This is a genomic window from Edaphobacter lichenicola, assembly GCF_014201315.1.
GTDB lineage: Bacteria > Acidobacteriota > Terriglobia > Terriglobales > Acidobacteriaceae > Edaphobacter > Edaphobacter lichenicola_B.
In genome coordinates, this window is the sequence record NZ_JACHDY010000004.1 from 61,587 (window position 1) to 84,886 (window position 23,300).

Sequence of the window (23,300 nt, forward strand, 5' to 3'; positions counted from 1 at the left end):
CGCGCCGCTAACTAGCTAACTAGCTGACTTGCTGACTCGCTAACTTATGAACATCATCACACCATGGCTCCGCACCTACGTCCCCAACATTCCGGTCGATGATCACAAGCTCGCCGAAGACCTCACACTCCGCGGCATCGCCGTAGAGGGCATCCACGATCTCGGCAAATCCGCTGATGGAAAGTCCAACGGCCACCTCTTCGAGATGGACATCACCACCAACCGCGTCGACGCCATGAACCACTTCGGCATCGCCCGCGAGGCCGCCACCATCTACAACCTGCCGCTGGCCCCCCTCAACCCCAAACTCCCTATCGGCACCTTGGTCGACGCCCCATTCCCCGTCCGCATCGCCTCCGAAGCCACAGGCCTCTGCGGCCGCTTCACCGCCCAGGTCATCCGCAACGTCACCATCGCCCCCAGCTCAGCCCGCGTAGCCGACTACTTCACCCTCCTCGGCCAGAAACAAATCTCCAACGCCGTCGACGCCTCCAACTTCGTCCTCCTCGGCATGGGCCATCCCACCCACGCCTTCGACCTCGACAAGATCGAAGGCGGCATCGTCGTCCGCCTCGCCCACAAGGGAGAGAAGTTAAAACTCCTCGACGGCACCGACCGCACCCTAGAAGCCGACGACCTCGTAGTAGCCGACGAAAAGAAGGCCCTCGCGCTGGCCGGAGTCATGGGTGGCTGGGACTCCATGATCACCCCCGAGACAAAGAACATCCTCGTCGAATCCGCCTGGTTCGACCCCGCCACCGTCCGCCGCAGCTCGCGTCGCCACGGCCTCCACACCGACGCCTCCCACCGCTTCGAGCGCGGCGCAGACTTCAACGCTGCCCCCATCGCCAACGCCCTCGTCACCCAGCTCATCCTGCAAAGTGGAGTAGCCGAAGCCCCGCAGAACGGCAAACCCGAAGGCGAACTCATCGACCTCATCGACCCCGAAGTCGAAGCCCGTACAGCATCGCGTCCACCCATCGAGCTCTCCGTCAAACAAGTCCAGCGCCACCTCGGCACCACCATCGACCCGCAAGGCATCACCTCCGAGATCGTCGCCCAGTACCTCACCTCGCTAGGCTGCAATCTCCTCCTCCACGGCCTGCGTGACGATCAAGCCGTCTACTCCACCAGACTCCCAAGCTGGCGTCTCGACCTCGAGCGCGAGATCGACCTCATCGAAGAGGTAGCCCGCGTCTACGGCTACAACCGCTTCGCCAACACCCTCCCCGCACCCGGCGTAGTCCTCACCCAACCCACCGCAGCCAAAGAAGCCGCCGTCCGCACCCGCCTCCTCGCCCTGGGTTTCAGCGAATCCATCTCCAGCACCTTCGCCAGCCAACAAGACTCCGACCTCTTCTACGCAGCCGCGCGCGCACAAAATCCGGGTGCCCCACATCTCGACTCTGAGATGTGGGCATCGTCCGAACCGGGGTCCCCGACGAGCGCCTTTGCTCGTGGGGGTGGAGAAGGACGACCGCTCCCTTCCACTCCCCGCGCAATCGTCCCCCTCGAGAACCCCCTCTCCGAAGAGGCCTCCCTCCTCCGCCCCTCACTCATCCCCGGCATGGTCACCATGCTCGCCCACAACCTCAACCGCGACGTCCGCGAGGTCCGCCTCTTCGAGCAGGGCCAGGTCTTCACCGCCACCATCCCCGCCGACGCCAGCTACATCTCCAACGTCCACGAGTCCCCTCAGCTCTCCCTCGGTCTCACCACCGCCACGCCTCAACCCACAGCCCCGCTCCAAGTCGCCGCCGATGCCCCCTTCTTCGAGCTCAAGGGCGCCATCGAATCCCTCCTCTCCCTCTTCGACCTGAACGCGGCAAGGGACACCTTTCCACCCCGCGTTCTAGCGTCAGAGAAAGAGTCGTCATCTCAACCGGAGGCAGCAAGTAACGTCTTTGCACCCCAAGGTCAAATGTCAGAGAAAGAATTGTCATCTCGAACGGAGGCGGCGCTTTTGCCGCCGGAGCGGAGAGACCCCCGCATTTCGTCCGTACAACCGCTTACCTTCTCGGCGACCGCCCCCGACTGGCTCCAGCCCGGCCGCCGCGCAACCACTCTCGTGAACAACCACCCCATCGCCCACTTCGGCGAACTCGCCCACACCCAGCGCGAAGCCCACAAACTCCGCCAGCCCCTCTACCTCGCGCAGCTCGACCTCGCCGCCCTCTACGTGCTCCCCCTCAAGAAAATTACAGCCCACGATCTCTCGCGCTACCAGGCCGTCGAGCGCGACTTCTCCTTCGTCTTCCCCGACGCCACTCAATGGCAAACCGTCTCCGACGCCATACACGCCCTCGCCATTCCAGAACTCCAAAGCCTCAAGCCAATAGAAGTCTGGCGCGACCAGAAGAAGCACCCCGGCGTCTACTCGCTCCTCCTCCGCACGGTCTTCCAATCCAACGACCGCACCCTCCGCGAAGACGAGCTCACCGACTGGTGGACCCGCATCATAGCCGCCCTCACCGCGCTCGGCGGCACCATCCGCGACGGCGCAGAAACCACCGCCAAAACAAGCTGATCAACTCACCCAATGTCCGCCGGACGAGCGCCCTACGCGGGCAGCGGTCACTTCGTGACATGTATACCCCTTCGGTTGGTCCTCCCGATGGTCGGAATGATGATCCCTCGCGACCAACGGGAGCGCCAAGCGAAGCGGTATACCCACCACGAAGTGGTCGCCGCCCGCGCAGGGCGCTCGTCCGGCAGGACAAGTCTCTGAACCCAAAAATAAATCCCAAAACCCTGTCACATTTTTCACCACTCAAAAACACGCGGCGAAACACCACACTCAGCCACACAAATCACCACACTCACACCACACATTCGCCACATCAAAACCACCCAGAATCGCAAAAACCCCCTGAAAAACAGCCACTCCACCACGACCAGAAAAAAATCCGCAAAAATCCGCACCCAAATAGATTCCACCCCGTTTTTCCCCAGCAAATATCCTCGTCTCCGCCGTCTATACTGAAGACAATATGAGCACCTCCTCAATCAGCATCGATGAATTCCAGGCCCTCGAACAAAAAGTCCTCCGCGCCGTAGAAGTCGTCAAGCGCGAACGTGAAGCCCGCGCCACCGCCGAAGCCGAAGTAGCCACCCTCCGCGCTCAGCTAGCCGAGCAGCAAACCCTCTCCACCATGGTCGAATCCGAACTCACCACCCTCACCAAAGAGCGTGAAGCCGTCCGCCAGCGCGTCGAAAAGATGCTCCAGCAGATGGACGAACTCCTCTAACCCACTACCGCCAAGGAGACCCGATGGCTCAGACTGTAGATGCACAGACTCTCGAAGCTCAGACTCGCGAAACCGCCCAGGCCAGTCAGCCCGCCGCCGAGCCCACGCAGAGCCAGTCCATCGCCGTCGAAATCTACGACCAGATCTACCACCTCCGCGGCACCGACCCCGTCTACATCGAGCGCATCGCCGCCATGGTCGACGCCAAGATGCGCGCCGTCTCCGCCCACGGCAACACCGTCGACTCGCTCCGCGTAGCCGTCCTCGCCGCCCTCAACATCGCCGACGAACTCTGCTGCGCCCGCGACCGCAGCGACAACCTCGCCGGCAGCCTTCAGAACTCCCAGCAATCCCTCCGCTCCCGCGCCGGCAACCTATCCCACCTCCTCGACGAACTCCTCGAAGACCGCAAAGTCGGCTAAAGCGAATAAGCCGCGATGCCCAGTTGATGCCAGCACGTCCACCCATAAGGTTGGATAGCATCTTGAATAGCATCAAGGTTGCATAGCATCCAGGAAAAACTCAGATAAACTTGGTCCGCATCCAGACTTCCCTGTAGAGAAAGAACGGGCCAGACCATGAGTCAGTGGAACAAGATCACCTCCGCCGTAACTGTCCTCCTTCTCGCCACCGCCGCCCACCCTCTCTTCTCTCAAAGCACACCACTCGACCCAACCGTCAGCGCCGCCCTCGACGAAGGCAAGAAGTTTGAGCAGCGCCATCAGCTCACCTCTGCGCTCGACAGCTACCGCAAGGCCCTCAAGCTAACCAAAGGCAAGTGCGCCGACTGCCTCCAGGCCATCTCCAACCTGCAGCTCGCGATGGAGCTGCCAAAAGACGCCGCCTCCTCCGCCGCTGCATGGGCCGTGCAAGCCGCAGCTCCAGCCGACAAGGCCAACGCCGAGTACCTCCAGGCCTACGCGCTTCTCCTCCAAAGCCGTCAAAAACCCAAACCGAATGACCCGCTGCTCCTCCAGGCCGATGAGGTCTTGAAGCGCGCCGCAGCCGACAACCCAGCCAACCCCAACATTCACATGCTCGACGGCCGCATCCTCGCCACTCTCAAAAAGGATGCCGAAGCAAAGGAAGAATTCACAGCCTGCGCCGCGAACTCACAGGCAACCTCCGCCGACTGCCTCCGAGCCAAAAACTTTGCCAACGATGTGAGCCTCGCGCGAGGCGAACTGGCTCCAGGCTTCTCCATCACCAAAGCCGACGGGTCCGCCGTCACCCTCGACTCCCTCGCCGGCAAAGTCGTACTCATCGACTTCTGTGCTACCTGGTGCCCAGCCTGCGTCAAAGATCTCGACTACATCCAGTCCATCGCCGAAGAGTTCGACAAAGATCACTTCGTCCTGCTCGGCATCAGCTCCGACGGCGATGAAGCCAAGTGGAAGCGCTATCTCGCAGACAACCGCATGCTCGGCCTTCAGGTTCGCGACGGCAATCACTCCGTCTCCGACACCTTTCACGTCTCCGGCATCCCCACCTACGTCGTTCTCGATGTCAACGGCATGGTGCAGATGCGCGCCACCGGAGCCGAAGGCGACCTCCGCGCCAAAGTACGTTCTCTCCTCGCAAAACCCGCCGTCCAGACCGCCTCGTCTCATTGAAAACAAAACGCAATACTCCCGGCAGGACGCCGTCGAGTTGCGAATCTCCTCACATCCCGTTAGCATCCAAACTAAGAACGCCGGCCTGCAAAGCAGGTACGCGAACAACGCTGGTTGAACCAACATTCATTGAACAGGGGCCTGGCTCGTAGACATGGTTCGGTGTGCAGTCCTCCAGTCAGGAACGCCTAAAGAGCCACGGCAGGGTCCCGCCGTCTTAGGACGGGTTCACCAGCGCTTCGACGTACGGCCCAGTGGGTCGGTCTTCTTCCTTCACACCCCGCGAATCCTTCCTGCCATCTGAGGGAACAAACCAGATGCGTCATCCAGAGCGAAGTGGCTCACGCACTTTGTGAGCCACGCAGTCGAAGGATCCCTGTATTTCGTCTTCGCAAATTCAGACGTGCACCCCTACCTCCTCCACTCCGGCCATCTCCTCCTCCCCACCTTCGGCGTACTCGCCGCACTTGGCCTCATGGCCGCACTCACACTCAGCCTCCGCACCGCCGCCCTCGTCGGCCTCAACCCCGACAGCCTCTGGAACGCCGCCCTCTTCACCCTCCTCTCCGCCTTCGCTCTCTCCCGCATCCTTCTCATCGCCACCAATCTCCACAACTTCCTCGCCTATCCCATCCTTCTGCTCACGGTACCCTCCCTCACCTCCACCGGAATCCTCCTCACCCTTCTAGCCACGCTGATCTATCTCCGCATCCGCAACCTCCCGCTCCTCGACACCCTCGACGCCTGGAGCCCCCCCGCCGCGCTCATCTGGGCCTTCCTCGCCCTCGGCCACTTCGCCGAAGGAAGCGACGCCGGCCTCCCCACCACCCTCCCCTGGGGCATTCACATCCCGCCCATCCGCATCCCGCCCGACCACACCCGCCTTCACCCCGTCGCACTCTACGCCGCCATCGCCGCTGCAATCCTCACGCTGCTCCTCCTCCGCCAACTCAAACACCGCCGTCAACCCGGAGACACAGTCGCCCTGGCCCTGGCCTCCGCAGGCACCCTCCAGTTCCTCCTCACCTTCGTCCGCCAGCCCTACCCGTACACCAGCAGCGCGACCTACATCCTCCTCGACCCCATCCAGTGGATCGCCCTCGGTATGATCGTTGTAGCGGCCATCATCCTGCTGCTGCCAAGAAAGCTGGTCACCCATGCCGTCTAAGAACATGCTCCCCAAGGGCCAGCGCCGCCGCACCGTAAAACCCGAGTACCGCGCCAGCCGCGGCGTAGAAGAGACCGCCCCGCCCCCAGTGCCCGTCCTTGAGTTCGACGAAGTCGAAGAAGACGCCGACGCAGTCCGCACCTTCCTCGCCGACCCTGCCGCCGCCAACCTCCGCCTCGATCTCTACCTCGCCCAGGCCCTCCCAGACATCTCCCGCGCCCGCGTCCAGCTCCTCATCGAAGCCGGCCAGGTTCGTGTCGATGGCAACCCCGCCAAGCCCAAACAAAAGCTCCGCGGCGGCGAGTCCATCGAGATCGAAGGCTCCCCCCAGCCCGCGCCCCTCCACGCCATCCCCGAGGACATCCCCCTCCACATCCTCCACGAAGACAAGTACCTCGCCGTCATCAACAAGCCCGCCGGCATGATGGTCCACGCCGGAGCCGGGACAACGGACGACGTCCGCAACCGCGGCACCCTCGTCAACGCTCTCCTCTTCCACTTCGCCAAGCTCTCCGACGTCGGCGGCGATCTCCGCCCCGGTATCGTCCATCGCCTCGACAAGCTCACCAGCGGCCTCATCCTCGTCGCCAAAGACGACAGCACCCACCGCAAGCTCGGCGACATGTTCTCCCGCCGCCAGGTCACGAAAACCTACCTCGCCCTCCTCCACGGCCACCTCAAAAAAGACGACACCACCGTCAGCCTCCCCATCGCCCGCGACCTCATTCGCCGCACCCGCATGACCACTCGCCGCGCCGATGGCCGCACCGCCGTCTCCCACTTCCACGTCCTCGAACGTCTAACGACTCCCCAGGGTCCCTTCACCCTCGTCGAAGTCCGCATCGAGACTGGCCGCACCCACCAGATCCGCGTCCACGCCCAATCCCTCGGCCATCCCGTCGTCGGCGACACCCTCTACGGCGCCCCCCACCTCATCCCCGGCCTCGCCCCCGCCCTCAACCTCGAGCGAAACTTCCTCCACGCCGCGCATCTCTCCTTCACCCACCCGCAGACCGGCAAACCGATGGATCTCGCCGCACCCCTCCCTGTCGAACTAGAGTCGTTTTTGCAAGCAATTCGCACCAATTCGTCCACAATTGAGTAGAATCATCCGAGTGACCGCCCCCAACCGAATGAACCACGCCTCAAGGGTAAAACTCCCCGTGTTTTTACGATCCGCCCTGCTCCCCCTCCTCCTCGCCGCCCCGTCTCTCCATGTGCAGACACTCCATGCGCAGACTACGCTGACTCAAAGGCCCGGCTGGCTGCACCGCCTCTTCGTCTCGTCCAGCGACTCCGCCGCCCCATCCTCCGCTGAAGTCGCCCAGTCTGCGACCACACCAGCGCCAGTATCAACACCAGCGCCCGCGTCCACACCTGCGCCGGCCTCAGCCACACCAACCCCCGCAGCCCAGACTCCGCAGCCCACCTCCTCACTCCAGCCCGCGGCGACTGCAACCCAGACTCCCGCGACCCAAACCCCCGCAACCACAACGCCCACTCAGACCCCAGGCCAAACCACCCCACCCGCTACCGGAGCCCCCCAGGCCCCGCAAGACCAGCCCGTCGACACCATCCGCGTTCAGGTCAACGAAGTCAATCTCATCTTCACCGTCACCGACAAGCACGGAAAGTTCATCACCGGCCTCAAGCGCGAAAACTTCGGTCTCCTCGACGACGGCCGTCCCCCCACCGCCGTTCTCCGCTTCACCCAGCAGACCAACCTCCCCCTGCGCGTCGGCATCATGCTCGACACCTCCAGCTCGATCCGCCAGCGCTTCCAGTTCGAGCAGGACTCCGCTATCGAGTTCCTCCTCCAGATTCTCCACCTCAACGACCGCGCCTTCGTCGAGGGCTTCGACATCGAAACCGACGTCGCCCAGGACTTCACCAACAACGTCGATCTCCTCAACCAGGGCATCCGCAAGCTCCGTCCCGGCGGCGGTACCGCACTCTTCGACGCCCTCTACAAAACCTGCAAAGACCAGATGCTCCCTCTGCAAGAGACCGGAGCCGTCCGCCGCGCCCTCATCCTCGTCTCCGACGGCGACGACAACTACTCCCGCGTCCAGGAGTCCGACGCCATCAAAATGTGCCAGCGCGCCGACACCATCGTCTACACCATCAGCACCAACATCAGCCCCAGCAAAGACAAGGGCGACGACGTTCTCAAAGCCATCTCCGACGCCACCGGCGGCCAGGCCTTCTACCCCACCAGGCTCGAAGACGTAGCCATCGGCTTCCGCAACATCGAAGAGGAGTTGCGCAGCCAGTACCACCTCGTCTACCGCCCCGCCGGTCTCCGCATGGACGGCTCCTTCCGCACCATCTACCTCCAGGCCAACGACCCCCGCTTCAAAGTCCGCGCCCAGAAGGGCTACTTCTCCCCCCGCCCACCCCAATAAACCCCCAGCCACACGACGGAGAACGAAGATGAGAAAAACGCACCGCGTCGCCGTGGCTTTCCTGCTCCTTTCTGTCTTCCCTCTACGTTCGCGTGCTCAACAGAACTCCGCCGCTGTCCCCGGCGCCCCGATGATCCTCACCGGAGCCATCCCTCTTCCAAACGTCAAAGGTCGCATCGACCACTTCGCGTTCGACCCCGCCCACAACCGCCTCTTCGTCTCCGCCCTCGGCAACAACACCGAAGAGATCGTCAGTCTGAGCGCCCAGACCGTCACCCACACCATCCCCGGCATCCCCGCCCGACAAGGCGTCGTCTACTCGCCCGAGATCAACAAGCTCTTCGTCGGAAGCGACCAGGGCAAGCTCTACATCTACGACGGCTCAACCTTCGCGCTCCTCGCCACCCTCGACTTCGGCGAGGACGTCGACAACCTCCGCTACGACCCCGCCGACAAGCGTGTCTACGTCGGCTACGGCGACGAAAAGACTGGCGCCATCGCCATGGTCGATGCAGCCTCCAACCAGCGCCTCCCCGAAGAGTTCAAGCTCGGTGCGCACCCAGAGTCCTTTCAGCTCGCCTCCTCCGGCCCCGAGATCTATGTCAATCTCCCCGGCCTCAAGCAGATCGCCGTCATCAATCGCCACACCCGGGCCATCGCACGTTGGCCCTTGCAGTTTGAGAGCAACTTCCCCATGGCGCTCGACGAGGCAGGCCACCGGCTCTTCGTCGCCACGCGCAGGCCAGCCCGCCTGGCCGTCTTTGACACCAGCACCAGCCACATGGTCGCCGCCCTCCCCGCCGTCCAGGACGCCGACGATCTCTACTTCGACTCCGCCCGCAAGCGCATCTACATCCCCGGCGGTGAAGGCTCCATCAGCATCTTCCAGCAGGACGATCCCGACCACTACAAGCTCCTCGTCAAGCTACCCACCGCCCTCGGCGCACGCACCGCCGGATACTTCGGCAAAGGCAGGAAAGGCTTCGACCGCCTCTACTTAGCCGTCCCCGCCCGCGCCGACCACGGGGCCGAGCTCTGGATCTACACCCTGCAAGACGAGTAAGGATCCGCCCAGATCCCCCCGCGCATCCCCCTCGTACTCCGCTTCGTACTCTCTAGATCGCTGAATAATACTCACAAACCAGGGAAACTCCCGCCTCAGAGTGGTGTCTAATCACCCAGGGGTTCTCTGCCATGAAAATGCGTCCCGTCCTTTTCACTCTCGCCCTCTTCACCGCTGTGGCTATCGCGCAACCACCCGCCGGCCCACCGCCTCCGCCGCTCGACCTCCAGGGCGCGCTCATGAACCTCGCCGACCAGCCCGCCACCCACACCTCCTTCAGCTTCGACCGCAGCATGATCCAGATCGCGCAGAATCTCCTTGAGTCCAACGGCCTCGACGCCAACCGCGCTCCCGCTGCGCTCACCGGCATCTCGATCGACAACTATCGCTATCCGCGCCCGGCCTTCTACACCCCTGAGGCCATGGACGCCATCATCGCCTCCTACAACGCGGCCGGCTGGAAGCATCTCGTCAACGCCAACCAGAACTCCGCCAACACTGCGCAGCCCCGCAACACCGTCACCGATCTCTGGCTCCATTTCGCCGGCGCCGACATCACCGGAGTCACCGTCATCAACCGCTCCGCCCGCGATATGAGCGTCATCCAGATCGCCTGCGAGCTTCGCCCTCTGGACCTCGTCCATCTCAGTGGACACTTCGGTATCCCCAGGGTTGACCCCGACGCCGTCATGGTCCCCGCGCCCCCAGGCCGCTAAGTCACTTCGTGACGTGTATACCCCTTCGGTTAGCGCTCCCGTTGGTCGCGAAGAAAGATCTTGTGCCGACCATCGGGAGACCCGGGCGAAGCCGGTATACAAGTCACGAAGTGACCGCCCCACGCGCAGTGGGCCCGTCCGGCCGGACAGTCCCCAGACAGCATAGGTTATCTTGGGTTTAGCGGAAACCATGCCCACTCGCCCCCACCTGGCCGTACTCGTTGACGACTTCCGTCGCTTCGGCCACCAGACAGCCATCGTCCAGTACACCGGCAACCGCCGCAAAGCCACCACCTACGCAGAGATCGCAACCCTGGCCGGACGCTTCGCCGCACTCCTTGCCTCCCGTAACCTCCAATCAGGCGACCGCCTCATCCTCTGGGCACAGAACAGCGCCGAATGGGTAGCCGCCTTCTACGGCTGCATCCTGCGCGGCGTCATCGCCGTCCCCCTCGACGCCTACGGCACCCCCGACTTCGCCGCCAGAGTAGCCTCCGACGTCCGCCCCTCCCTCATCGTCGGCGACGCCACCCTCCTCCAAACCCTCCCCAACGACTGGCCACGTCTCTCCTTCGAAGACTGGCCCACCATCCTCCCCCCCACAGTAACGGCAGATCAAGCCGGCCCCATCCCCACCCTCTCCCACGACACGCCCCTCCAGATCCTCTTCACCTCCGGCACCACCGGCGACCCCAAAGGCATCGTCCACACCCACGGCAACATCCTCGCCAGCTTCGAGCCCATCCGCAACGCCGCCCAGCCCTACCTCCGCTACGAGCGCATCGTCCACCCCCTGCGCTTCCTCCACACCCTCCCGCTCAGCCACGTCTTCGGCCAGATGATGGGCCTCTGGGTCCCCTCCATCTTCGCCGCCGAGGTCCACTTCGAATCCCGTCTCACCGCCCCGCGTCTCATCGAAGTCATCCGCCGCGAACGCATCTCCGTCCTCGCCGGAGTCCCCCGCGTCCTCGCCCTCCTCAAAACCCACCTCGAGACCGAACACCCAAACCTCACCGCACGCCTCGCAGCAGCTCAAGGCATCTCCGCACAAAAGCGCTGGTGGCGCTTCCGCGACATCCACTCCCTCTTCGGCTTCAAGTTCTGGGCCTTCGTCACCGGCGGAGGCGCACTCCCGCCACCCATCGAACAGTTCTGGAACGCCCTCGGCTTCGTCCTCGTCCAGGGCTACGGCATGACCGAAACCTCCGCCCTCATCACACTCAACCACCCCTTCAAAGTAGCTCGCGGCACCATGGGCAAGCCCCTCCCCGGTCGCGAGGTCAAGATCCAGCCCGACGGCGAGGTCCTCGTCCGCGGCCCCATGATCTCCCCCGCCACCTGGTCCGCAGGCGTCCTCCAACCCCGCGCCGACGAGTGGCTCGCCACCGGCGACCTCGCCGAAGTCCAGCCCACCGGCGAGCTCCGCTTCCTCGGCCGCAAAAGCGAAACCATCGTCACCGCCACCGGCGTCAACCTTCATCCCGAAGACCTCGAAGCCGCCTTCGAGCCGGAGCCCGAGGTCACCGCCTGCGCCGTTGTCCCCATCGAAACCCCCGCCGGCCCCGAACCCTGCGCCGTCCTCGCCCTGCGCACCACACCCGACCGCGCCCCCGCCATCCTGCAACGCGCCAACACCCACCTCGCCGAGTTCCAGCGCATCCGCCGCCTGGCCCTCTGGCCCGAACCCGATCTCCCGCGCACCTCCACCGGCAAAGTCAAACGCGCCGCCGTAGCCAGTTGGCTGGCCAGCAGGGAAGCCAACGACGGAAGAGCCTCTGCCGCAGCATGCACCGACTGGCTCCTAACCCTCATCACTCAAATCACCGGCGAAGGCCTACCCTCCGAGCCATCCCAAGATCAGCCAGCCTCAAACAACAAAACCCAAACCCAAACCCAAGCCCGGGACCTCCGCCTCGCCGAAGACCTCCGCCTCGACAGCCTCGGCCGCATCGAGCTCCAGGACGCCCTCGAGCAGCGCCTCGGCATCGCCCTCCCCCAGGACCAATACGACAAAGCCGAGACGCTAAACGAGCTACGCCAGCTCCTCACGCCCTCCGGCAACAAGGCACTCGAGCCAAACCAGCCACCCCCCGCGCACGACACTCCATCGTCCACGATCCCCAGCGCAACCGCCCCGCCCCCCACCCCCAAAGCCAGCTTCGAAGCCACCCCCGAACCCAGAACCTCCCCAACCACGCACTACCTCTACCCTCACTGGCCCTGGCAACTGCCCATCCGCTGGATTCGCGCCGCATTCATCGAGTGTGTAGCCCAACCCCTGGTCTGGTTTTTAGCCGCACCCCGCGTGTCACCAGCAGACCGAACACACCAAACAATCCAGCCGCACCCAACAGACACAAAGCCATCAGACACGCAGCCAACCGGCCCGTTCCTCATCATCGCCAACCACGTCACCGCCTACGATCTCCCCCTCCTCCTCTACGCCCTCCCCCGTCCCATCCGCCTCCGCACTGCCGTAGCCATGTCGGGCGAGATGCTCGAAGACTTCCGCCACGCCCGCAACCAGCATCCACGCTGGCTCAACCCCCTCGGTCCGCCCACCTGGCTTCTCCTCACCGCACTGTTCAACGTCTTTCCCCTCCCGCGTCTGCGCGACTTCCAGCGCAGCTTCGCCCACATCGGCAATGCGCTCGATCACGGCCTCCACGTAGTCGTCTTCCCCGAAGGCACCCGCTCCCCCGACGGCACCCTCGCTCCCTTCCGCCTCGGAATCGGCCTCCTCGTAAAACAATCTCAGGCGGCAGTCCTGCCCATGGCCCTCCAGGGCTTAGGCGAACTCAAGACCCGCCGCCGCCGCTGGTTCCGCTCCGGCACCCTTCAGGTCAGCTTAGGTCAACCCATCCGCTTCGCCCCAGGCGACACCGAAGCTGCTATCACCGCCCGCCTCCACGCCGAGGTAGAAACGCTCCTCGCAAAAAATCAACTATAAGGTTGTCGCTCCGTCAGAGAGGATCAGTCGAAGGTCGTGACTATCCCATAGTGCGCAGATCGTCGCATAATGTCTTGGCGCATTGTCGGACCGGGCACAGGAGTTGCGAATGAATCAGACAGCCTTCGAACGATATGTCCTCAACCTCTTCTTTGTAGCTCTCGAGCCGTTCGTTCGAAGCCAGCCTGGCTGGCAAAGTAGGTCCGTTGAATCGCTCCTGAATGGCCACATTCTCTCCCAGTTCTATGAGATGACGGAACGCTTGTTCTCCAGGCTCATCAGCCTCAACAGTCACGGGCGGTTGGGAGCCGACAAAGCCCGTCAGCAGGCGGCCGAAATCCTCACCAGCAAAAGGGAGATCCAGACGCCACGTTCGTTGGCCGAAGCTCTTGCAGGCGTCATCCTCTCCAACTCCCCGCGCCAGCAACAACAGCAACAGCAACAACAGCAGCAGCAACAGCAACAACAGCAACAGCAACAGCAGCAGCAGCAACAGCAGCAACAACAGCAACAGCAACAGCAGCAGTACCAGGACTTCAGCTTCACCGGCCTCCTCCCCACGGACCAGTTCGAGTTGGACGCCGTCGGCGCTTTCGGCGCGGGGCTGGATCTGCACCCTCCAGCCGCCGCCGCACCGCCACCGTCTGCCGCACCGCCACCCCCGCCTGCACCGTCACGGTCTGTCGCACCGCCACCCGCGCCTGTTCCATTCAAGCTCCCCGACAACTGCACCGCCGTTCGGATCTTCTATGCAACCGACCGCGAACGCACACGCGATAAGCTTCTGGGATTCAACTTCACCGCGAAAAGGTCGTCTGACGAGAACCTGCGCTACGGCCAATGCACGGTAAGCATTCCCGCTAAGCACAAGCTTGGCGAACTGGAATCTCCTTCCTTCTTCCGATTCGAGTTCCGGCCCAATCCTGAAAAACACATCGTGTTGCAGGAGATCACCAGCCTCGAGGAAGATGCCTTCTTCGACAGGGTCAAGCAACGAGTCGACAGTTCGCCGGCCAAGGACGCCTTCGTCTTCGTTCATGGTTACAACGTCGACTTCGAGACCGCAGCTCGCCGTGCCGGTCAGTTCGCCTTCGATCTCGGCTTCATCGGAGCTCCTGTCCTCTACAGCTGGCCCTCCAACGGCACCTTCGAGGACTATGCCAGCGATGCCGCAAACGTTGGCTGGACGGCCAGTCATCTGGAACGCTTCCTGCGCCTTCTTGAGGCTCGCAGCGGCGCACAGAAGATTCACCTCATCGCCCACAGCATGGGCAATCGCGCAGTATGCGACGCCCTCAAGGCGCTAAGCTACGACCGCACGGCGCAACCCCATCCCCTGCTCCACCACCTCGTGCTGGCCGCGCCCGACATCGATGCGGAGACCTTCCGCCAACTGGCATCGGCCCTCCACCAGGTCTCCGATCACATCACCCTCTACGCCTCTTCCAAAGACAAAGCACTCGCGGCCTCGGCCAAGCTGCACAAATACCCAAGAGCAGGAGGCGTCCCGGTACTCGTCCTCCCAGACGTCGAGAGCATCGACGCCTCCGCCGTCGCAAGTGACTTCCTGGCGCACTCCTACTTTGCCGGAACCTACCCGCTTCTCTCCGACATCTACGAGCTCCTGTCCGACGACAAGCCCGCATCGAAGAGATTCGCTCTCCGATCCGCAACCGGCACCGACGGCGTCTACTACATGTTCAAGCCATAACCGATCGACCAGAACACAGTCGATAGAAGTCGTTAGCGTGTTGGCAAAAAAGATCGCCGAGATAGAACGAGTCTCGCTGAGCGCATTGCCCTGTTAGCGTCAACTGAAATCCGATCGGATCACCGCAGAGAAATTCGTTCATCGACTCTGCCCTTTTATTAACCAGTTCAACTTGATCTTTTGCCGAAACAAGACGCGCTGGTAAGGGCCATGGTTTTCGTCCGATCGTACGTAATAGAGATAAGGAGTGTCCGTAATCGTCATGAAGTTCGAATCCGTCGACCTCGGATCAATCAGAGAAAAGTACGCGTACGACCAATTGCCTTCAGGCTCCCGCCGGAGCATCTGGTTCATGGTTAGCGCCAGTGCAGGCTTGCTCCAATGCACAAAGTCCGGCGAAGTCGTGAAGTACACGCCCGGCGGACCATACGCGGTCTCCACCGGAGTAAATTGCGTCCCAATGAACAAATGCGCTGGCTCGTAGTAGTTGAACCCCGTCAAGAACTCGATATTCGGCACCTGAGGACAGAGATGTGACGCGGGATTCGTTATCAGTTCGCGATAGGGATCGGCGAACACCATATTGAATCCCTTTCCATCCCAACCGCGCCAGGACGATGCATCCAGGATATTCGCTGTGCGAATCGGGCAGGTGCCGCCGGGATTCAGACAAGGCCGCAACCCCTTGCCGTCGCCGCAATTGGGCGGCCACGGCCATCCGCTCATAGCGGTGTAATACCAGTCGCCTACCTTCACGATGTTGGCGTCGACACTGACACCTTCCGGACCCTGATTTACCTGATACTTGTATGGAAGGCTCAAAAAATAGTTCGCAGGTGGCTTCGGCCGAGCGAAATGATAGCCGCCATCTTCCGATAGGTTGAATGTCTGCACGTTGTACCAGCAGGTAATGGTGTCCGTCTTCCCCGCGCACTGGCCATGCTCCCAGCCGTGATATTCCATGTGCCCAAGCGCTACCACACGCTTGCCGTCCACGTTGTAGAACGCATTGAGCCAGGTGTAGTCGTTGAAGTCTGCAATGTTCCCGTCATGCGGAGTCTGGTAGACAACCTGACAATTGTGCTTCACGGTTTCGAGTGTTGGCCCGAGCCCCGCGCGCGTGACATAGTGCGAAGCGATCAGGTGGATCGTTCCTTTGTTGTCGCGGAATGCGCGGGCCGCGGCGTCTGGAATATCGATTTGCTCGCACGAATCCTTCCTTGTGTCGAACGCCGCCACAGCGGGACCATCGAGAAAGTTGGGCGTCGGCGGATCGGGCGGCCATTTAGGTGTGGGCAAGCTAAAATTTCCCGACCCTGCCAGGAGGGAATTGTCGACGTTGCCCGCAAGCGCGATTCCGTGGATGAAGAGCTTCTTGTTCTGGAAGCTTCTCAGCAGTTGGTTCGGCAGTGCAGTCCTGAATCTGTGCTTGCCGCCATTGGCGTCATGGCACTCGCGGTCAACAGCCGGTTCGTTGTCCAGATTGGCCGTGTCTGCGATGACGTACACACCTGGTGGCTTGCCACCCGCCGCGCCGTCTGCGTAGAGATTGATGCTAATTGCGCCCCGAATGCCCTCCTGGCAGGCCCACCCGTGGACGTAGTACTGGTCGCCCTCGAAGGCCACGCCATCGATGACGCCGGTCACCGATCCCGTGTGAGAGTTCTGTGCTTGCGTTGCCGAAGAGCCGGCTGCAAAATCGATTCCTCCCATTGCAAGGCACACAAACAGCCAAAACAACCTTAACTCACGTGTAGCCCTGGACATCAAGACCTCTCAGTGCCTTCGATAACAAGCAGCGGGACTGTTTACGTTACATGGTTCAAGCCTATGGCAGACTCGAAGAGGAAATTGAACCTTCGGTTCTTAGAACCCAAAAAGAAGTCGAGGGTTTTCGTCAGATTCGACAAACTAGGCAAACCGTAAATCGACTTCCTGGATAGGGAGGAAATGGAGATCACTCGCTTGCTCCTCGATTGACGTCAAATCGCCGATTCACTCAGCGAGAATCGCAAATAACCCCGGAAGGCTAATGCGTTGCTGATGCCATCAGGCGCCGGACTATGGTCGAATGACACTGGCCGCCGAAGAGACTTCCAGCTCTCGTCGGAGCCAAACGTTGTCAAGCCCTGAAATCGCGAAAACCCGCGCCAATCCAGCACATTCGCGTGGCGTATCAGTTATGGTCAAACCGCTATACTGGATACAGATCAAAAAAGCCCCGGCGAACTCCGGGGCTTGATTGCTTAAAGGAGAGAACTAACCCGTAACCCCTTTGTTTGCTCGAATCTGCAAGCAAACCCTTTAGAATCTGATTTTTGCGGCCTGTGGCATCCTGTAAACCATTAAAAACAAATAGGTTACACGCGGGTAATAGGGGGGGGTGGGGACGTCATGGAATCAGTACCCGTACTGCTCCACCTGCCGCAGCAGATTGAGCTTCCGCTCCGGCGGCAGAAAGCTGGCCTCCACCGCATTGGCCGCCAGCTCCCGCATCTGCTCCAGCGAAAACCCGAACCGGCTCTCGACCAGCACGTACTCCTCCAGCAGATTGCTCCCGAACATCGGAGGATCATCCGAGTTGATCGTCACCATCAGCCCCGACTCGAAGTAATGCTTCACCGGATGTTCGTCGAAGCTCCCGCAACAGCCCGTCCGGATGTTGCTGGTCACATTCAGCTCCAGCGGAATCTGTCGCTCCGCCAGCACCTCCAGCAACTCCGCATCATGCTGCGCCGAGAGCGCATGACCCACCCGCTCCGCCCCGATGTTGATTGCTGCCCAGATGCTCTCCGGCCCGATCGTCTCACCCGCATGAGCCGTAAGCCGCAGCCCGGCCGTCTTGGCCTCCGCGTACGACTCCTTGAAGAGATCCGCACTCCCCCGCGCCTCATCCCCGCCGATCCCGATCCCAACGATGTTCGGATACAGCCTCCGCAACTCGGCCGCCTTCCGAAACACCTTCACCGCCTCCTCCGCCCCGAAGTGCCGCACCGCATCGATCAGCCAGTAGACGGTAGTGCCAAAGTCCTTCTCGCCCCGAATCCGCCCCCGCTCGATCGCCTCGACGTAAGGCTCCACCTCCGCGTTCTTCCAGTAATAGATAATCCCGAACGAGATATACACCTCGGCATGAACCACCCCCTGTGCCGCCAGGTCCCGAACCATGTTGTAAGTAATCAACTCATAGTCGTCCGGCCCCACCAGACGAGCCGAAACCGCCTTGAACGAGTCCATGAATCCAAGAAAATTCTCATAGACATAGAGCTTCTTCGCCGCCTCGCTCGTCAGCGGCTCTGCATCATGCCGCTTGCTCAACTCCAGCAGCGTATCGAGTTGAATTGTTCCTTCGAGATGCAGATGGAGCTCAACCTTCGGCAGCTTTCGCAGCCAATCAACCACATCGATCTCAGCGTCTTGTCTCGTCTGTTTTCGCGCCATCTATCTATCTTAGACTTCTTGGACCTACTTCTTTGACCGACTCGTTAGCTCCGGCTCGTTGCCCAGACATGCCTAAACCTTCGGCCCGTAGAACTCACTCCGCTTTCGGCTGTAGAAGAAGTAGATCAACAACCCAATTCCAAGCCACACGAAGAAGCGCATCCAGGTGATAATCGGCAATCCCATCATCAGCAGCACACAGAAGACAACCGAAAGCATCGGAATCACAGGCCCAAACGGAACCCGAAACCTGCGCCGCCGCTCCGGCTCGCGATATCGCAGAATGATTACGCCAATCGAGACCAGAGCGAACGCGAAGAGCGTCCCGATGTTCGACAGATCCGTCAAGGTACCGATATCAAACAACCCAGCAGGAACGCCGACCACGATTCCAGCCACCCAGGTCGCAACCGCAGGCGTCCGGAACTTGGGATGTACCTTCCCGAAGAACGCAGGCAGCAGCCGATCCCGCGACATGGCGAACCAAACCCGCGACTGCCCGAGCTGGAACACCAGGATCGAGGAGATCATGCCCATCATCGCACCCAGCAGAACCGCAAGCCTCACCCAGTGCAAACTGTGTCCGCCCGGCTGCAACGATAGCTTCTTGAGCGCATTCACCACCGGAGCAGCATCGTCGACCATGCTCTGCCATGGCACCAGCCCAGTCAGAATCGTCGCCACACCGATGTACAGGATCGTGCACACAACCAGCGTCGCGATGATCCCGATCGGAACGTCCTTCTGGGGGTTCCTGCACTCCTCCGCCGCGGTCGATACCGAATCAAACCCGATATAGGTGAAGAAGATGATCGAGCCGCCCGTCAGCACACCCGACCAGCCGTTCGGCGAGTAAGGATGATAGAGCGCAGGTTTGATGAAGTGCGCGCCAGCGAAGATGAACAGCAGAATCGCGGCGAGCTTCAGCAGCACCATGATGTTGTTGGTTCGCGCCGACTCTCGAATCCCGCGTACCAACACCACGGTGAGCAGCATAACGACCAGAAACGCTGGCCAATCGAAGCCGAAGTGCCATCCTGGGAGATAGAGATCGTGTCCCTGGAGGTCCTGTAATCCACCCGGCAAAAAGGCAGGTGAGATCCAGCGGAGTGCAGGATGGAATCCGAACCAGTCGAGCAGATCCACCATATGGGCTGCGAAGCCCACCGAAACAGCCATATTGCTGCCGGCATACTCCAGGATCAAGTCCCACCCGATGATCCAGGCAACGAGCTCCCCCAGCGTCGCATAGGTATAGGTGTACGCTGACCCCGCAATAGGAATCATCGAAGCCAGCTCTGCATAGCACAGTCCTGTCAGACCGCAGACGATCGCAACCAGCACGAGCGAGATTGCCAGTGCCGGCCCCGCTCCCGGTCGTCCCGCCAGTGCCGAGTGGTGAATCAGATAGTCCAGCACAGGGGCACGCAGGATCGAAGTAGTGTCGAACTTCTCGCCCGCAATCGCGGTTCCTACGACCGTAAAGATACCCGAACCAATTACCGCGCCAATACCTAGCGCAGTCAGCGAGACAGGGCCCAGCGTCTTCTTCAGCGCGTGCTCCGGCCTCTCCGATTCTGAGATCAGCTTGTCGATCGACTTGGTTGCAAAGATTTGCCTGGCCAGCGCGCTCGCTCCTGCTTGCAGATGAATTGGTGCGGGGCGTTTCCGACTGCACAATGCGATTTAGAAGACTTCAATCTAGGCCGGGGGTCACGGCGCAATACCATTCGAGCGACCCCGGCAGGGGCTACCGCTTGCTTTGACCGCGAGCTGCCTTCTTAACCTTTTGCTTGTTCTCGCCACGAGCACCGGTGCGTGGACCCTTCGCTGGCGCGGCTTTGCGTGCTGCGCGCTTTACCTTCTTGCGCTCTTGTGTGTCGGTGATGCTCTTGGTGTTTGCCATGTATCTTTGCCAATCTTTCTTATAGACGCGATTTTCGAAACTTTAGAGGCGTTCCAGCTGGGCAAACTTCTCCACCAGCTTCTTTACGCCGTGCTGTTGGAATTGTACTGTAATCTTCGCGTCATCCCCATCGCCTTCGCGACGAAACACCGTGCCTTCCCCATATTTAGGATGCCTGACCCGCGAACCCTGCTTCAACCCAGTCTTTCCAGTCTGCTCCTGAACTTCCGGCTTCGGGCGCGAAATCTTCTGTCCCCGTGCGGCGAAGAAGCTGGCAATGTTATCCATTGATTGCCCCGGCGGCGCGGTTTTAGCGGTGTATCCGGCGCGACGGTTCACGCCGGGAAGCCCAGAAGGCCGGGCCGGAGTTCGCTCACCGCTTTGATCTTCGTCTTCATAGCTATAGTGCTGATCGCCCTGCTCGGTACTCGGACGGTCGAACCTGTTTGCCTTGGGATAGGGCGTCGCGTACGCTCCACCGTAACCCGAACCATAATCCGATCCGGAAAACTGCGGTCGCGCAGGCGGACTTCCCAAGTCCTCCACCAGTCGGCTTGGAACCTCTTCCAGAAATCGCGAAGCGATGCTCGACTCCGGCATATCGCTTCCGTATCGCCGTCGATATCTGGCGCGAGTCATTATCAGCGTATCCATCGCCCTTGTCATTCCGACGTAGCAAAGGCGACGTTCTTCCTCTAGCCCAGTTGGATCGGTCAGCGTTCGAGAGTGAGGGAACAGGCCCTCTTCCATCCCACTCAAAAAGACCAGCGGAAATTCCAAACCTTTGGCAGCATGCAACGTCATAAGCGTTACCCTGGCCTCTTCGCTGTAACTATCTGCATCGCTGACCAGCGCGGCGTGATCCAGAAACTCATGCAATGTTTCGCCACGTTCTTGTGCGTCCTGCGCGGCGTTGGCAAGTTCCTTCAGGTTTTCGATCCGCGAGAAAGACTCCGGGGTCGCCTCTTCCTCCAGCGCTCGAATATATCCACTCCGATCGTTCAAAAACTTGATCAGCTCAGGCAGTGTGGCGACATCGCCCGGTTTGCGAAACGCCGGCTTCTCGTCAGCCATCTTGACTTCAGCGGCTCTTTCCGTTGTCGTCCCTGCGGACTTCTTGAGTACCACCGGTGCAAACGGATTGAAACTCGCTGAATCGATCCCGTGCGCAGCATCAGAGTCTAAAGAGTTTTCAGCAGCGATCGTGGAGAACTCTTCGCTCGGACCAAAGTCGAAGCCGAAGTTAAAACTCGTGTCGAACGAAGTATTCGCGCCCGTGTCCTCAGATTCCGGATCACCAAACCCGAACGAAACATCCGCTTCAGCGTCTTCAACATCCTCGGGGAGCAGGGAAGTGTCATCGTCCTGTGCGACGTCCTCAGCTAGTTTTTCTGCAAAACCGGGACCCAGCATTGCCCGCGCGTCTTCAATCAGCCGTCTGAAGCTACTCAGAGCCTGCAAGGCTCGCGCAGGTAGCAGCTTATCTTCAATGGCGCGTCTTATAGCGTCCCAAGTGCTCATACCGCTTGACAGAGCCATTCGCTCCAGCGTCTCCATCGTTGTTTTGCCAATTCCGCGAGGCGGCGAGTTCACCACCCGTCCCAGCGCGACCGAGTCATGCACATTCTGCACCAGCTTCAGGTAGCTCAGAATGTCTTTCACCTCGGCGCGGTCATAAAAGCTGAATCCACCCACCATGTGGTACTGAATCTGGTACCGGCGCAGAGCCTCTTCAAAGAGCCGCGACTGTGAGTTGGTTCGGTATAGTACGGCGCATCTCGGCATATCTACCTGTCCCCCAGCCTCGCGCAGATACCGTTGAATTCGATCGGAAATAAACAGCGCTTCGTTCTCGCCATCGGGGGCTTCGTAGTAGCCGATAAGACTTCCACCCTCTCGCGTGGTGAACAGATTCTTGCCCTTCCGCTGCGTATTCTGTGCAACAACCGCTCCCGCACCTTCCAGGATTACCTGCGTGGAACGGTAGTTCTGCTCGAGCCGGATCGTCTTTGTCTCGGGAAAGTCCTTCTCAAACTCCAATATGTTTTTAATGTCTGCGCCGCGCCAGCTATAGATCGACTGATCTTCATCGCCTACCACGCAGACGTTGGCGTCAGGTCCGGCCAGCAGCTTCATCAACTCATATTGAGGCCGGTTCGTGTCCTGATACTCGTCGATTAGAAGATATTTGTAGCGTCGGTTGTATCTTTCTCTAGTTTCCTCAGACGACTTCAGCAGACGGACAGTCTCAAGGAGTAGATCGTCGAAGTCCAGCGCATTCGCTTTAAATAGCTCCTTCTTATAAATCTCAAAGATGTGAGCAATCTTCTCCTCCATCGGGTTAGTGCTCGCAAGAAAATATTCCTGCGGGTCAATCATGTGGTTCTTCGCCCATGAGATTCGCCCAAGCGCAACACGCGGTTTCAGAGACTTGTCGTCAATGGCAAGCCGCTTCAGTGCCTGCTTCACTACCGCTTGTTGATCGGTCTCATCGTAGATTGCGAAGGTCTTTGTCAACCCAACGCCTCCTACGCGGAGCGCCTCAATATCTCGCCGGAGCACGCGGACACAAAAGCTATGAAATGTGGCCAGCATTGGTTTAGCCAGACTGGTGTGCCCTAAAATCTTATCCACCCGCTCGGCCATTTCTTTGGCAGCCTTGTTCGTAAAGGTCACAGCGAGAATCGCGTCGGCCGGTACACCCCGCTCCTGAATCAGATAGGCAATGCGATGCGTAATGACGCGCGTCTTGCCAGATCCCGCTCCTGCCAGCAGCAACACCGGCCCATCCACCGATCGGATGCCTTCCTGCTGTTGCGGATTCATATTCTCTAAAAGTCGACTCAACTGCACACACTCCAATACCCTATTTTAAGCTCTCAGGGCTGGCTCCTTTTGCAACCGCCAGAAAGCTATCGAATGTCCAGTCCGTTGTTCATTTGCGAACAGCTTGTCCACTCTTGGACATTGGGAAATCAAATTAAGACTGGCTGGTTAATTCGAAAACCAAAATTGATTTTTCGGGGAACTAGCATCGTCTAACTTGCGTAACTCAATTCACGACGGGCTCCCTGATCCA

At 60.6% G+C, this 23,300-nt stretch carries 15 protein-coding genes and 1 other RNA gene; 12 read left to right on the top strand and 4 right to left on the bottom strand.

Annotation, left to right across the window (positions count from 1 at the left end; genetic code table 11):
* Window positions 1–46 precede the first annotated feature (46 nt).
* The 12 genes from HDF09_RS13775 to HDF09_RS13825 all read left to right on the top strand — a co-directional run bounded on the left by HDF09_RS13775 (window position 47) and on the right by HDF09_RS13825 (window position 14,874).
* Window positions 47–2,527, top strand: coding sequence for a phenylalanine--tRNA ligase subunit beta (locus HDF09_RS13775; protein WP_183767291.1), 2,481 nt, complete (start codon window positions 47–49; stop codon window positions 2,525–2,527).
* 463 nt (window positions 2,528–2,990) lie between these two features.
* Window positions 2,991–3,248, top strand: coding sequence for a hypothetical protein (locus tag HDF09_RS13780; RefSeq protein ID WP_179640712.1), 258 nt, complete (start codon window positions 2,991–2,993; stop codon window positions 3,246–3,248).
* Window positions 3,249–3,271: 23 nt separating this feature from the next.
* The gene (locus tag HDF09_RS13785) at window positions 3,272–3,670 is read left to right on the top strand and encodes a cell division protein ZapA (protein ID WP_183767293.1); all 399 of its coding nucleotides are present in this window, start codon (window positions 3,272–3,274) and stop codon (window positions 3,668–3,670) included.
* Window positions 3,671–3,826: 156 nt separating this feature from the next.
* On the top strand, window positions 3,827–4,861 hold the full coding sequence (locus HDF09_RS13790; protein WP_183767295.1) for a TlpA family protein disulfide reductase: 1,035 nt from the start codon (window positions 3,827–3,829) through the stop codon (window positions 4,859–4,861).
* A 79-nt stretch (window positions 4,862–4,940) separates the two neighbouring features.
* Window positions 4,941–5,126: non-coding RNA, 6S RNA (ssrS, locus tag HDF09_RS21470), on the top strand.
* A gap of 87 nt (window positions 5,127–5,213) precedes the next feature.
* Complete coding sequence (locus HDF09_RS13795) at window positions 5,214–6,029, top strand: prolipoprotein diacylglyceryl transferase family protein (RefSeq protein ID WP_183767297.1); 816 nt, start codon at window positions 5,214–5,216, stop codon at window positions 6,027–6,029.
* Window positions 6,019–7,134, top strand: coding sequence for an RluA family pseudouridine synthase (locus tag HDF09_RS13800; RefSeq protein WP_183767299.1), 1,116 nt, complete (start codon window positions 6,019–6,021; stop codon window positions 7,132–7,134). The genes HDF09_RS13795 and HDF09_RS13800 overlap by 11 nt, the downstream gene beginning before the upstream one ends.
* 10 nt (window positions 7,135–7,144) lie before the next feature.
* Entirely contained in the window at window positions 7,145–8,434 is a 1,290-nt protein-coding gene (locus HDF09_RS13805) for a VWA domain-containing protein (RefSeq protein ID WP_311719526.1), read from the top strand.
* 28 nt (window positions 8,435–8,462) lie between these two features.
* Complete coding sequence (locus HDF09_RS13810) at window positions 8,463–9,497, top strand: YncE family protein (RefSeq protein WP_183767301.1); 1,035 nt, start codon at window positions 8,463–8,465, stop codon at window positions 9,495–9,497.
* 131 nt (window positions 9,498–9,628) lie between these two features.
* Entirely contained in the window at window positions 9,629–10,213 is a 585-nt protein-coding gene (locus tag HDF09_RS13815) for a hypothetical protein (RefSeq protein WP_183767303.1), read from the top strand.
* 190 nt (window positions 10,214–10,403) lie between these two features.
* On the top strand, window positions 10,404–13,163 hold the full coding sequence (locus HDF09_RS13820; protein WP_183767305.1) for an AMP-binding protein: 2,760 nt from the start codon (window positions 10,404–10,406) through the stop codon (window positions 13,161–13,163).
* A 109-nt stretch (window positions 13,164–13,272) separates the two neighbouring features.
* Entirely contained in the window at window positions 13,273–14,874 is a 1,602-nt protein-coding gene (locus HDF09_RS13825; RefSeq protein WP_183767307.1) for an alpha/beta hydrolase, read from the top strand.
* A gap of 138 nt (window positions 14,875–15,012) precedes the next feature.
* Here the strand turns inward: HDF09_RS13825 and HDF09_RS13830 are convergent, their stop codons facing one another.
* The 4 genes from HDF09_RS13830 to HDF09_RS13845 all read right to left on the bottom strand — a co-directional run bounded on the left by HDF09_RS13830 (window position 15,013) and on the right by HDF09_RS13845 (window position 23,047).
* Window positions 15,013–16,587 (bottom strand): hypothetical protein, encoded by a 1,575-nt coding sequence (locus tag HDF09_RS13830; protein WP_183767309.1) that lies wholly within the window; start codon window positions 16,585–16,587, stop codon window positions 15,013–15,015.
* A gap of 687 nt (window positions 16,588–17,274) precedes the next feature.
* Window positions 17,275–18,315, bottom strand: coding sequence for an adenosine deaminase (add, locus tag HDF09_RS13835; RefSeq protein ID WP_183767311.1), 1,041 nt, complete (start codon window positions 18,313–18,315; stop codon window positions 17,275–17,277).
* Between the two features lie 72 nt (window positions 18,316–18,387).
* The gene (locus HDF09_RS13840; RefSeq protein ID WP_260181315.1) at window positions 18,388–19,995 is read right to left on the bottom strand and encodes an amino acid permease; all 1,608 of its coding nucleotides are present in this window, start codon (window positions 19,993–19,995) and stop codon (window positions 18,388–18,390) included.
* Window positions 19,996–20,263: 268 nt separating this feature from the next.
* On the bottom strand, window positions 20,264–23,047 hold the full coding sequence (locus HDF09_RS13845; RefSeq protein ID WP_183767879.1) for an ATP-dependent helicase: 2,784 nt from the start codon (window positions 23,045–23,047) through the stop codon (window positions 20,264–20,266).
* Window positions 23,048–23,300: the final 253 nt, after the last annotated feature.